We start from the raw sequence: 12008 nt of genomic DNA on the forward strand, positions 1-12008 counted from the left end.
GCTACGTCCAGGTAGCGGCGGCGCGGCGCAACCGGTCGTTGATCGCCCGGCCCACCCCGACCTCGGGCACCGGTTCTACCAGGATCTCGTCAACGCCGGCCCCATCCAGTCGATGCAGCGCGTCGAACAACCGGGCCGCCGCCTCGGTCAGGTCGCCCTTGCTGGACAGCACCTCCACCGCCGCCCAGTCCCCCACCGGAACGCCGCGGAAGCCCAGGAACCCCCGCCGGGCGACGCCGCCGCCGGCCGGCTCGACATCGGTGGCCAACCGCAGCCGCGTACGCGGGGCGTAGTGCGCCGCCAACGTCCCCGGTGCCACCGGCTGGCCCGAACTGCCCAGCCGGACCAGCACCGGACCGACCGCTTCCTGAAGCGACTCCACCGGCAGCGCGCCCAACCGCAGCACCACCGGACGGTTGCCTCGCGCGTCCACGATCGTCGACTCGATCCCACACCGGGTCGGCCCACCGTCGAGCACCACATCAACCGCCGCTCCCAGCCCCGCCACCACGTGCTCGGCCCGCGTCGGGCTGAGCTGACCGAACCGGTTCGCGCTCGGTGCCGCCACCGGCACCCCGGCTGCCGCGATCAACTCGCGCGTCGCCGCGTGGTCCGGCACCCGAACCGCCATCGTCTCCAGCCCGGAGGTGACGATCGGCGGGATCACCGCCGGCCGGTCCACGATCAGCGTCAGCGGCCCGGGCCAGAATCGCTCCGCCAGCACTGCCACCGCCGCCGGCACCGTACCCACCAGCTTCTCCAGCTCCGCCGCCTCAGCCAGGTGACTGATCAGCGGGTCGAAGCTCGGCCGCGCCTTGGCCGCGAAGATCCGCGCCACCGCCGGGGCGTCCAGTGCGTTCGCGCCAAGGCCGTACACCGTCTCGGTGGGCAGGGCCACCAGACCACCGGCCCGCAGGACGGCGGCGGCCTCGACGACACCGCTGTCAGCGGGCAGTACTCGCGGCGTGCTCACGCCTCGACGCTAGCCTGCCGGACCCGCTCCCCCATCGCCGACCCGATCAGCGTGCAGAAATCACTGGACCAGCGGCATATATTCGGACAGTGACCGAGAACACCAAGCGGCGAACAGCCGGGCCGGCCAAGGCGTCCCTCGAGGGCATCGAAAAGGTCTGGTCGCGGGTATGGGAGCAGAACGGCACCTATCGCTTCGACCGCTCGGTAACCCGGGACAGGGTCTACTCGATCGACACCCCGCCGCCGACGGTCAGCGGGGCGCTGCACGTCGGTCACGTCTTCTCCTACACCCACGCCGACGCCATCGCGAGGTTCCAGCGGATGCAGGGCCGGGCGGTGTTCTACCCGATGGGGTGGGACGACAACGGTCTGCCCACCGAGCGGCGGGTGCAGAACTACTACGGGGTGCGGTGCGACCCCTCCCTGCCGTACGACCCGGGCTATACGCCACCGGCCGAACCCCCGAGCCGGCCGCAACCAATCTCCCGGCGTAACTTCGTCGAGCTGTGCCGGAACCTCACCGAGCTTGACGAGCAGGCGTTCGAGGCCCTCTGGCGGCACCTGGGCCTCTCCGTCGACTGGTCCCTGACGTACGCGACGATCGATGACCGGAGTCGGGCGATCTCCCAACGCGCCTTCCTCCATAACCTGGGCCGGGGTGAGGCGTACCTGGCGGACGCCCCGACCCTCTGGGACGTCACCTTCCGCACGGCCGTCGCGCAGGCCGAGTTGGAGGATCGCGAGCGCCAGGGCACCTACTACCGACTCGCCTTCCACTCGGCGACCGGAGACAAGATCTACGTCGAGACCACCCGGCCCGAGCTACTGCCGGCCTGCGTCGCGCTCGTCGCCCACCCGGATGACAAGCGGTACCAACATCTGTTCGGTAGCACCGCCGTCACGCCGCTCTTCGGTGTCCCGGTGCCGATCCGGGCGCACCCGCTGGCTCAGCCGGACAAGGGTTCCGGAATCGCGATGATCTGCACCTTCGGCGACCTGACGGACGTGCTGTGGTGGCGGGAGCTGGACCTGCCGACCCGGCCGGTGATGGGTCGCGACGGCCGCCTGCTCCCCGAGCCACCACCCGGGGTCGTCAACGCCGACGCGGTGGCGGCGTACCGGATGCTCGCCGGCCTGACCTCGTTCTCCGCGAAGGCAAAGATCGTGGAGCTGCTGCGCGCCGCCGGGAGTCTCGAGACCGAGCCCCGCCCCACCACCCAGGCGGTCAAGTTCTACGAGAAGGGTGACAAGCCACTCGAGATCGTCACCACCCGACAGTGGTACGTCCGCAACGGTGGTCGGGACACCGAACTGCGGGCCGCGCTGGTCCGCCGGGGGCGTGAGCTGACCTGGTCCCCCGAGTTCATGCGCAGTCGGTACGAGAACTGGGTTGAGGGTCTCTCCGGGGACTGGATCATCAGCCGACAGCGCTTCTTCGGTGTGCCGATCCCGGTCTGGTACCCGCTCGACGACTCGGGCGAGCCCGACTACGAGCGCCCCATCCTGCCGGACGACGCGGCGCTACCGGTCGACCCCAGCAGTGACGCCCCGACCGGCTATCAGGAGAGCCAGCGCAACCAACCGGGTGGCTTCATGGCGGACCCGGATGTGATGGACACCTGGGCCACCTCCTCGCTCACCCCGGAGATCGCCGGCGGGTGGACGGTTGACGACGACCTCTTCGCCCGGGTCTTCCCGATGGACCTCCGTCCGCAGGCGCACGAAATCATCCGGACCTGGTTGTTCGCCACCGTGCTCCGGTCGCACCAGGAGTTCGATCGTCTGCCCTGGAACACCGCGCTGCTGTCGGGCTGGATCCTGGACCCGGACCGCAAGAAGATGTCGAAGTCCAAGGGGAACACCGTCACGCCGATGGCTCTCCTGGAGGAGTACGGCTCCGACGCCGTCCGGTACTGGGCGGTCAGCGGCCGGCCGGGCACCGACACGGCCTTCGACACCGGTCAGATGAAGATCGGCCGCCGACTCGCCCTCAAAATCCTGAATGCCACCAAGTTCGTGCTGCGGTTCGGCTCCCCGACGCTGTTGGCACCCCACGTGGCGCAGGTGACCGAACCACTCGACCGTTCGATGCTGGCCCGCCTGGCCGTCGTCGTCGACTCCGCCACCACCGGGTTCACCCAGTACAACTACACGCGGTCCCTCGAGTGCACGGAGCAGTTCTTCTGGTCGTTCTGCGACGACTACCTGGAGCTGGTCAAGGAGCGCGCGTACGGGGAACCCGACGATCCCGCCGTCCGTTCGGCCCACGCCGCGCTCGCACTGGCGCTGCACACGCTGCTGCGACTCTTCGCTCCGATGCTGCCGTTCGTCACCGAGGAAGCCTGGTCGTGGTGGCAGGAGGGGTCAGTGCACCGGGCAGCGTGGCCGACCCGACGAGAACTCGTCAGCCCCGACGATTCCCCCCGCTCCGCCGAGGTCAGTGACTCCGCAGCCGCCAGCGGTTCCACCGAGGCCGGAACGGGGTTACTCGGGCTCGCCTCCGACGTGCTCGCCGCCATCCGCCGGGCGAAGTCCGAGGCGAAGCAGTCGATGCGGGTGCCGGTAGCCCAGCTCACCCTCCGTGGGTGCGCCACCGACCTCGCCGCCTTCGCTCTGGTCAGCCGGGATGTTCGGGCAGCGGGGGTGGTGCGGGAGGTCGACACCGCCGAGGCGGACACGCCGTTGACGCCGGAGATCACACTCGGCTGACGGGGCCGGGCTGCACCGGTGCTAGCATTGCTCTCATTCCTCGGTGAGGAGAAGCGATGGCAGCCCTCAGCATCAGAGATCTCGACGACGCGGTCCGGGACAAGTTACGCCGCCGCGCCGCACGGCACGGTCGATCCATGGAAGCCGAGATCCGCGACATCCTCACCGCCGCCGTCGCCGAGGACGCGCCGGCAACCGACCTGTTCAGCGCACTCACCGATCGGTTCACCAGACTCGGCGGCGTCGAACTGGATCTGCCGGACCGTGCCACGCCACCCCGCGCGGCGGGGCTGCCCGAATGAAGATCGTTCTCGACACCAGCGTCGTCTCCGAGCTCATGCGGGCGCAGCCCGCCCCAGCGGTGCTCGCGTGGCTCCAGCAGAGTTCCAGCGCCGGCTTGTACACCACTGCCGTCACCGTCGCCGAGATCCGCTACGGCATCGCGCGGCTGCCGGAGGGTCAGCGCCGGGAATCACTGCACCAGGCCGTCAATGAGATCTTCGCCGCCTTCCCACGCCAAGTGCTGCCCTTCGACCTCGCGGCCGCCGGCGCCTACGCCGGCGTAGTCGCTGGCCGGGAACGGCTCGGCCAACCGATCGACGGATTCGACGCCCAGATCGCCGCCATCTGCCGCGCCCAAGCAGCCACCCTCGCCACCCGGAACACCAAGGACTTCGCGGACACCGGAATCGACGTCCTTGATCCCTGGCAAACCACGGTCACCTGAATCGTGCGCCCGGCTGCCTACCGGGTCAGGGTAGGCAGCCGGGCGTCCAGTCGCCCGGTCGACACCGCGACCACCCGCCCCCCCCGACGGCGACCTGCGCACCGGCGAGCGGACGCACGTGCAGCTCGCCCGGGTCAGTGCGGTGCCGTATCCCTGCCGGACCAGCACCGACTGGGAATGGCCGCCGCCAGTAGCGGCGAGAAATGCCGGCAGACCACCGGCAGCACCTCCGGTGGCCACATCCTCCGCGCCGGGCCGCTCGGACATGGGTACGTTCGCCGGTGAGAACGACGTACGCCATGTCCTCGTACCGGCGCACCGGCACCTCACCCACGTCCGTGCCGGCCAGCAGGTCCGTGCCGAGGGACAGTTCCCGGGCGGGACCGCAGCACATGTTCGGTGCCGAGCAGCGTCTGGGTGCACACCCGCAGCCAAGCAGTTGGTCGACAACCCGCCGTGCTGGTCGCGCCGTTCCCGTTACGGACGTAGGTCGGTCCTGGCTGCGCCGGTGACCGGGTCGAAGGGGTGGGAGAGGTGCTGGTGGGTCATCAGCCAGGCGCCGTCCCGGCGTCGGAAGATGCGGGTCCCGCGGGACCAGCTGTCTACTGACTGCCCGCCAGCGGAGTTCACCTCGACGTGGTTGAGTCCCCAGGCGACGGCGAGATCACCATTGACCAGGATTTTCAGGTCGGGGATGTTCCAGGTGACGCTGCTGTCGCCGGCCGCGTCAAGACCGGCCTTGCAGACCGTGCGGACGGCATCAACCCCGATGCACTGCAGCGACTGGTCATGCTCATAGGAGACGACGTCCTCGGCGATGGGGGCCATCAGGCCGTCGAGGTCTTTGGCAGCGGTGCTGGCGAACCAGCGTTGGTGTAGCTGGCGCAGGTCCTGCTCGCCGGCAGCGTGGTCCTGGTCCGCAGCGGGTTCGGCCGCGGTGGACCCGTCGGTGAGCGGAAATGAGTGGTGTTCGTGAACGATGACCCACCGACCGATCTGCTTGCGCAGACCGAACGTCAGCCGCAGCCGGTTGTCGGGATTGTCGGCGAAGTCGCGCTCGGTGCCACACCGCAGCAGGGCGTACGCGAAGGCGACATCCTCGCCCGCGGTGACCTCCAGCGACTCGATGTCGAACGAGGCGCCCTGGGCCTGCCACCGGAAGAATGGTGGCCAGGTCTCCCGGTAGGCATCGATGCCGCGCACCCCCTGCTGCGGCGGCGGCACGTCGAACATCACGATGTCCTGCGTGTGGTCGGCAAGGACTCCGGTGAGATCGCCGTGGTGGACCGCTTCGGCCCAGCGCTCGATCAGGGTGCGGATGTGCTCCTCGTTGGTAGCCATGGTCGGCTCGGTCCTTCCGGGTTGATGCCTCCGTCAGGACTACAACCCGGGCCAGTCCGCACAATCATCGCGCGCCGAGAAAAATCTCTTCCCACAGCTGCGCCGGCAGGCCGAAGGTCGGGAAATCGGCGTCCAGGAACGAGACCACCTCGGCCACCTGCCGTCCGTGCAGCGTCAACACATCCAGACCCGCCGGGACGTACGCGCCCCGCTCGTCGCTCCACAGGTAGGTGCCGAACGCGAGTTGCCCGTTAGCCCACGTCGGCACGAACCGCCAGCGATGCCGCAGCACCACCTCGACCAGGAACCCGCGGACTGCTACCGGGCCGGCGTACCACCTGGTCAGCGGCGGCATCGAATACCGCGCGTCCTTGGTCAGCATCGCCACGATGGCATCAACGTCGCCAGCCTCCCAGGCGGTCACGTACCGCTGGGCCACCTTCCGTTGTTCCGTGTCGCCGAGCGTCTGCAAGGTCTGCTGTTGGCTGGCTTCGGGGCGAAGTCTCCCGATGACCTTGCGGGCCCGCTGAAGAGCGCTGTTGACCGCGGCCACCGTGGTGTCCAACACGTCGGCGACCTCACCGGCGGTGTAGCCGAGCACGTCACGCAGTAACAGAACCGCTCGCTGCGACGCCGACAGGTGCTGCAGGGCGGCGACGAACGCCAGCTCCACGCTCTCCCGCGCCACGATCCGGGCTTCCGGGCTCAGCCGCGCCGTCCAGTCCATAAGCCGAACCGGGTATGGCTCCAGCCACGCCGTCTCGGTCAGCGGCGCACCGCCCGGACTCAGATCCGTGGGCAACTCGCGCCGACCCCGACGCTCAATAATCGTCAGCGACCGGTTCGTCGCGATCTTGTACAGCCACGGCCGAATTGAGCCGTGACCGTCGAAGCGCTCCAGGCTGCGCCACGCCCGATCCAGGGTCTCCTGGACCGCATCCTCCGCGTCATGGACCGACCCCAGCATCCGGTAGCAGTGGACGCGTAGCTCGTCCCGCAACGGACCCACCAAACGGCCGAAGGCATCGCCGTCACCGGACCGCGCCGCCGCCAGCTGCGTCGCAGCAGCATCGCGTGCCTCACTCGAACTGCTCCCGCGATCTTCGGCATCGCCCACCAGCGCCAGGCTACATCGACAACGGGGTGAGCTTGGGTGCTGTGGGCTTCACCTGGGTGCGAGGAAAAGCCTGCGTCCCACCGGGGTCGAGAGCGCTACTGGCCCCGAACCTTGTCGATGACTGCGACTTCCTCCGTGCCGCTGCCGCAGGTCTCGGGGATGCTGGGCATATCGTCACCGAGCGGTGGGGTGGCGTAGCCGCCAGATGCAGTAAAAAGGGAGCCGACCTGGACGGTGCCCGCGCCGGGCACCTCGACCCCGGTGGTGCCGTCGCCGGTCTTCAGGCCGCTTCCGGCCGGCCAGACGACGACCAGTCTCCGATTCTCCGCGGTCTGCACGGCCAGGCACTGGCCCTTGCCCACCACAAGTTCACCGAGGAGCCACGTTTTGCCTGACCACAGTCTTTTACTGTGGAGCCCAGGGGACTTGAACCCCTAACCCCTGCCTTGCAAAGGCAGTGCTCTGCCAGTTGAGCTAGGGCCCCGGAAGCGGTCGTGTCGCCGAATGCTGACCGGTGCGGGTCAGCGCAGGTCGGGCGCGGTGGTGGCCTCGTGCCAGAGGGCACGCTCGTCGTTGGTCTCCTTGACTCGCTTGGCCACGATTGCCGCCACACCGACGATACCGACGAGGATCAGCAGCTTCTTGAACATTTGGGCAACCCCTCACGCTCGACAGTGCCGTCGGACCTACCCGAGGACCGTATCAGCCGGAAGCAAGGGGCGGTCAACGGGCCCACCAACGCAGTGGCCCGAACGACGCATCACCGTATCCCGCCCCCGGCCGGCACTGCGGCAGCGATCACTCCGGCCGATGACAGACCGCCTCGACGTTGTTGCCATCCGGATCGCGGACGAAAGCACCGAAGTAGGTCGGGTGATACTCCGGCCAGACTCGGGGCGCGTGCAGCACCTCCGCCCCGAGTGCCACCGCGGCGTCGTGGAATGCCTGCACCGCAGCCCGGTCCGGCGCGGTGAAGGCGATGTGCGCCTCGACGCCCCCGGCCGCACCGCCCAGCGGACTGAGCCAGAAGTCAGGAGTGCTGCCGCCATAGCCGACCGCCTCCGGGAACTCCATGAGGCGACGCCCATCGAGTGGGGCCAGAACGGCATCGTAAAAGGCGAGACTGGCGTCGAAATCGCGCACCTGAATGCCAAGGTGGTTGAGCATCGGACCTCCTCGAGGGCGAACCGACCCAGTGGAAACCGGGCGGGACGGAACATCGAACGGCGCCAGACTAGGGGTGGGCTACGACACTTTCGCCACATGCTGCGGTGCCGGCGTCTCGCCGTTGGCGCCCAGGTTGCCAGGCCGGTGACGGCTGGGTTCTGGCATCTCGGCGAGCAGAGCGCTTCCCGGAATCGGCCCAGGAGCGGCCGGGTGCGGAGCGGAGACCGCTGTCGGCTCTACGAAAAACTCGGCCCCCAGAATGTGAGGACCGAGTGGGAGGTGGGGCTAGCTGGAATCGAACCAGCGACCTCAGAGTTATCAGCTCTGCGCTCTAACCGACTGAGCTATAGCCCCGTGTTGCGACGAGCAAGGTTAACCCATCGGACCGGCCGCCCCAAAATCGGGGTGACTCCAGTCGCGTCCCGGCACCGGTGGGTGCGGTACCCGGGCCACCGGCGGCGACCCGGGTAACGCTGACGTACTCAGTCGCGCTCGGCGAGTGTCAGCTCGATGCCGCCCACCAGGTCGGCGCAGACGTTGTAGACGAATGCGCCCAGCGTTGCCAGTGCCGTGAAGAGCACGACGTTGACCAAGCCGATCAACGCAGAACTCAGGATCACGCCGCGGGCAGTGATCTGGAAGCCGTTGGCGCTCTGGCCGCCGCCGGCGTTGACCAGATCACTCAGGCTGTCGTTGACGCTGGCGAACACGCCCATCGCGTCCAGCGCCAGGTACAGCACCGAGGTCGCGACCACGACGACGATGAAGATCACCACCGAAACCGCGAAGGCGAACTTCATCACCGACCATGGGTCGATCCGCCGCAGGTTCAGCCGGGCCCGGCGCGGCCCGCGGGACGCGGCAGAACTGACCGCGGTACGCGCGGCGCGGACCGCCTCGCCGACGCGTGCCGCCCCGATGGCCGCCACCCCGCTGATTCCCGGCGGGAGGGCACCGCCCTGGGGCCGGCCAGCGGAGTTCGGCTGGGGGCGGGCGGTCCCGGTGACCCGCGGCTGACTTCCGGTGTCACCGAGGCGGGGGACGCCGTTCGCGCCGCCCAGGGCAGCCGAGCTCCCGAGACCAGCCGCGCTCCCGGCGACCGTGCTGGTCCGCCCAACGCCGCCAGAGGTGGACGGCGGGGTGGTCGCGGTGGCCTTCTCCGCGGTGGCGCCATCGGTGCGCGGCGTCTCGACCTTCGTAGCCTCAGCCGGTTCCTCGCTGGGTTCCGACTCCGTGGCCGGCTTGTCCGGCGGCGGGGCCATCCCGGGAGCCCTGGTGAACTTCGGGGTCGGCACGTCGGCGGGGACGGTGGCCCGGCCCACTGCCGCACGACCGGCGGCTGGGGCACCGTTCGTGGCACCGTCCTCGTCGACCGGGTTAGCCGAGTTCCCCGCGTTCCCCGACTTCGCCTGTGTCTCCGTCATGCAACTAGTCCTGTTCGTCAGGCTCGTCGGCATTGCGAGCAATCGCCACGATGGTTACGCCATCCGGAAGGTCCATCAGCTTGACCCCCATTGTGTTCCGGTCGCGCGTACGGCGTACAGGCTTCACCGGAGTCCGAATGACACCACCGTTACTGGTGATAGCGAAGAGCTCGTCGTCCGGGTCGATCACCACAGCACCGACCAGACCACCGCGCCGCTCGGTGATCTTCGCAGTCAGCACGCCCTTACCTCCCCGGCCCTGGACCGGGTATTCCTCAATCGGAGTACGTTTCGCGTAACCGCCGTTGGTGGCCACCAGGACGTCCAAGCCGTGCCGGACGACCTCCATCGCGAGCAACTCGTCGTCCTCGCTGAACCGCATCCCGATCACGCCCGAGGTAGCCCGCCCCATCGGCCGTAGCGCCTCGTCGGAGGCGTTGAACCGGATCGCCAGGGCGTTCTTCGACACCAGCAGGAGGTCCTGCTCCGGCGCCACCAGGGCGGCACCGACCAGTTCGTCGTCCTCGCGCAGGTTGATCGCGATGATGCCGCCGGACCGGTTGGAGTCGAACTCCTCGAGCCTCGTCTTCTTTACCACTCCGTTCTTTGTGGCCAATACCAGGTAGGGGGCGACCTGGTAGTCGGAAATCTCGATGATCTGTGCGATCTGCTCGTCTGGTTGGAAGGCGAGCAGATTGGCCACGTGCTGGCCCTTGGCCACCCTACTGGCTTCCGGGAGCTCGTACGCCTTGGCCCGGTACACCCGGCCCTTGTTGGTGAAGAACAGAATCCAGTCGTGCGTCGAGCACACGAAGAAGTGGCTGACGATGTCGTCCTGCCGCAGCGTGGCGCCGCTGACCCCCTTGCCGCCCCGCCGCTGCGAGCGGTACGCGTCCACCTTGGTGCGCTTCGCGTACCCGGTTCGGGTGATGGTGACCACGACGTCCTCGCGGGCGATCAGGTCCTCCATCGAGACCTCGCCGTCGAACGGAATGATCTGGGTGCGCCGGTCGTCGCCCCATTTGGCGACGATCTCGCCCAGTTCCTCCGAGACGATCCGCCGCTGCCGCTCCGGCTTCGCCAGGATGTCCTTGAAGTCGGCGATCTCCAGCTCAAGCTTCGCCAGGTCGTCGAGGATCCGCTGCCGCTCCAGCGCGGCCAGCCGGCGCAGCTGCATGTCCAGGATCGCGGTCGCCTGGATCTCGTCGATGTCCAGCAACCGGATCAGGCCCTGCCGCGCGTCATCCACCGTCGGCGAGCGCCGGATCAGCGCGATCACCTCGTCGAGGGCGTCCAGCGCCTTGGCCAGACCCCGCAGGATGTGCGCCCGCTCCTCAGCCTTACGCAGTCGGTACGCCGTCCGCCGGCGGATCACCTCGATCTGGTGATCAACGTAGTAGCGGATGAACTGGGCCAGGTTGAGCGTGCGCGGCACACCGTCCACCAGCGCCAGCATGTTCGCGCCGAAGGTCTCCTGGAGCTGGGTGTGCTTGTAGAGGTTGTTCAGCACCACCTTGGCGACCGCGTCGCGCTTGAGCACCAGCACCAGCCGCAGGCCGGTCCGCCCGGAGGACTCGTCCCGGATGTCGGCGATTCCGCCGAGCTTCCCCTCCTTGATCAGCTCGGCGATCCGCTCGGCCAGGTTGTCGGGGTTCACCTGGTACGGCAGCTCGCTGACCACCAGCGCCGGCCGGCCCCGCTTGTCCTCCTCGACCTCAACCACGGCGCGCATCCGGATCGAGCCACGACCGGTGCGGTACGCGTCCTGGATCCCCGCCTGGCCGACGATCAGGCCATGGGTCGGGAAGTCCGGCCCCCTGACGATCCCCAGCAGGGCTTCCAGGGTGCTCGCCTCGTCGGCCTCCGGGTGTTCCAGGCACCACTGCACCGCCGCACCGATCTCCCGCAGGTTGTGCGGTGGGATCTTGGTGGCCATCCCGACCGCGATGCCTTCGGAGCCGTTGACCAGCAGATTGGGGATTCGGGACGGCAGGATCGTGGGCTCCTTGGCCCGGCCGTCGTAGTTGTCCTGCAGGTCGACGGTGTCCTCGTCGATGTCCCGCAGCATCTCCATCGCCAGCGGTTGGAGCTTGCACTCGGTGTACCGCATCGCCGCGGCCGGATCGTTGCCCGGGGAGCCGAAGTTGCCGTTGCCGTCCACCAGCGGATAGCGCAGCGCCCAGGGCTGGGCCATCCGGACCAGTGCGTCGTAGATCGCTGAGTCGCCGTGCGGGTGGAACTGGCCCATCACGTCGCCGACCACCCGCGAGCACTTCACGTACCCCCGGTCGGGTCGGTACCCCGAGTCGAACATCGCGTAAAGAATCTTGCGGTGGACCGGCTTCAGCCCGTCCCGGACGTCCGGCAGCGCCCGCCCGACAATCACGCTCATGGCGTAGTCGAGGTAGGAGCGCTGCATCTCCACCTCGAGCCCGACCGGCTCGATCCGGTCGTGCGCCACGACGGCGCCGGCGGTCTCGGGGGCGTCGGGCTCGTTCGGTGTGGACTCGGGGGTATCGGTCACTTGTTAACCCTTATCAGACTCAGA

The 12008-nt window shown here is 68.6% G+C and carries 10 protein-coding genes, 2 tRNA genes and 1 pseudogene; 3 read left to right on the top strand and 10 right to left on the bottom strand.

From position 1 onward, the window contains the following. Position 1: 1 nt before the first annotated feature. A complete protein-coding gene (locus SALPAC6_RS0118815; protein ID WP_026189834.1) occupies positions 2-955 on the bottom strand; it encodes an L-threonylcarbamoyladenylate synthase in 954 nt (317 codons plus the stop codon). A 107-nt stretch (positions 956-1062) separates the two neighbouring features. Between SALPAC6_RS0118815 and valS the strand changes: the two genes are divergently transcribed. From valS to SALPAC6_RS0118830, 3 genes are read left to right on the top strand one after another with little or no spacing between them, the layout of a single operon-like run. Continuing rightward, positions 1063-3684 carry a valine--tRNA ligase gene (valS, locus tag SALPAC6_RS0118820; RefSeq protein WP_018254906.1) on the top strand — a complete coding sequence of 874 codons (2622 nt, stop codon included), beginning with the start codon at positions 1063-1065 and terminating at the stop codon, positions 3682-3684. Positions 3685-3740: 56 nt separating this feature from the next. Then, positions 3741-3986 carry a FitA-like ribbon-helix-helix domain-containing protein gene (locus SALPAC6_RS0118825; protein ID WP_018254907.1) on the top strand — a complete coding sequence of 82 codons (246 nt, stop codon included), beginning with the start codon at positions 3741-3743 and terminating at the stop codon, positions 3984-3986. Continuing rightward, positions 3983-4411, top strand: coding sequence for a type II toxin-antitoxin system VapC family toxin (locus SALPAC6_RS0118830; protein WP_018254908.1), 429 nt, complete (start codon positions 3983-3985; stop codon positions 4409-4411). The genes SALPAC6_RS0118825 and SALPAC6_RS0118830 overlap by 4 nt, the downstream gene beginning before the upstream one ends. A gap of 477 nt (positions 4412-4888) precedes the next feature. Here the strand turns inward: SALPAC6_RS0118830 and SALPAC6_RS0118835 are convergent, their stop codons facing one another. The 9 genes and pseudogenes from SALPAC6_RS0118835 to gyrA form a co-directional block, all read right to left on the bottom strand. Then, positions 4889-5752: a YybH family protein gene (locus SALPAC6_RS0118835; RefSeq protein WP_018254909.1), complete on the bottom strand. Its 864-nt coding sequence runs from the start codon at positions 5750-5752 to the stop codon at positions 4889-4891. 64 nt (positions 5753-5816) lie between these two features. Then, complete coding sequence (locus tag SALPAC6_RS0118840; protein ID WP_018254910.1) at positions 5817-6869, bottom strand: sigma-70 family RNA polymerase sigma factor; 1053 nt, start codon at positions 6867-6869, stop codon at positions 5817-5819. Positions 6870-6964: 95 nt separating this feature from the next. Further along, positions 6965-7249: pseudogene (locus SALPAC6_RS26280) on the bottom strand (hypothetical protein); the annotation flags it as partial. Between the two features lie 31 nt (positions 7250-7280). After that, positions 7281-7353, bottom strand: a tRNA-Ala gene (locus tag SALPAC6_RS0118850). A gap of 37 nt (positions 7354-7390) precedes the next feature. Further along, complete coding sequence (locus SALPAC6_RS30390; protein ID WP_011903934.1) at positions 7391-7519, bottom strand: DLW-39 family protein; 129 nt, start codon at positions 7517-7519, stop codon at positions 7391-7393. 148 nt (positions 7520-7667) lie between these two features. Then, the gene (locus SALPAC6_RS0118860; RefSeq protein ID WP_018254912.1) at positions 7668-8036 is read right to left on the bottom strand and encodes a VOC family protein; all 369 of its coding nucleotides are present in this window, start codon (positions 8034-8036) and stop codon (positions 7668-7670) included. A 280-nt stretch (positions 8037-8316) separates the two neighbouring features. Next, a tRNA-Ile gene (locus tag SALPAC6_RS0118865) sits at positions 8317-8390 on the bottom strand. 128 nt (positions 8391-8518) lie between these two features. Beyond that, positions 8519-9460 (bottom strand): DUF3566 domain-containing protein, encoded by a 942-nt coding sequence (locus tag SALPAC6_RS0118870; protein ID WP_018254913.1) that lies wholly within the window; start codon positions 9458-9460, stop codon positions 8519-8521. A 4-nt stretch (positions 9461-9464) separates the two neighbouring features. After that, complete coding sequence (gene gyrA, locus SALPAC6_RS0118875; protein WP_018254914.1) at positions 9465-11984, bottom strand: DNA gyrase subunit A; 2520 nt, start codon at positions 11982-11984, stop codon at positions 9465-9467. Positions 11985-12008: the final 24 nt, after the last annotated feature.

The sequence above is a fragment of the Salinispora mooreana genome (genome assembly GCF_000379065.1).
GTDB classification, from domain to species: domain Bacteria; phylum Actinomycetota; class Actinomycetes; order Mycobacteriales; family Micromonosporaceae; genus Micromonospora; species Micromonospora mooreana.

Bases quoted from the DNA above. Each gene is read 5' to 3' on its own strand.
- SALPAC6_RS0118825 (WP_018254907.1), top strand. From the start codon at position 3,741: ATGGCAGCCCTCAGCATCAGAGATCTCGACGACGCGGTCCGGGACAAG.
- SALPAC6_RS0118830 (WP_018254908.1), top strand. From the start codon at position 3,983: ATGAAGATCGTTCTCGACACCAGCGTCGTCTCCGAGCTCATGCGGGCG.
- SALPAC6_RS0118835 (WP_018254909.1), bottom strand. From the start codon at position 5,752: ATGGCTACCAACGAGGAGCACATCCGCACCCTGATCGAGCGCTGGGCC.
- SALPAC6_RS30390 (WP_011903934.1), bottom strand. From the start codon at position 7,519: ATGTTCAAGAAGCTGCTGATCCTCGTCGGTATCGTCGGTGTGGCGGCA.
- SALPAC6_RS0118860 (WP_018254912.1), bottom strand. From the start codon at position 8,036: ATGCTCAACCACCTTGGCATTCAGGTGCGCGATTTCGACGCCAGTCTC.
- SALPAC6_RS0118870 (WP_018254913.1), bottom strand. From the start codon at position 9,460: ATGACGGAGACACAGGCGAAGTCGGGGAACGCGGGGAACTCGGCTAAC.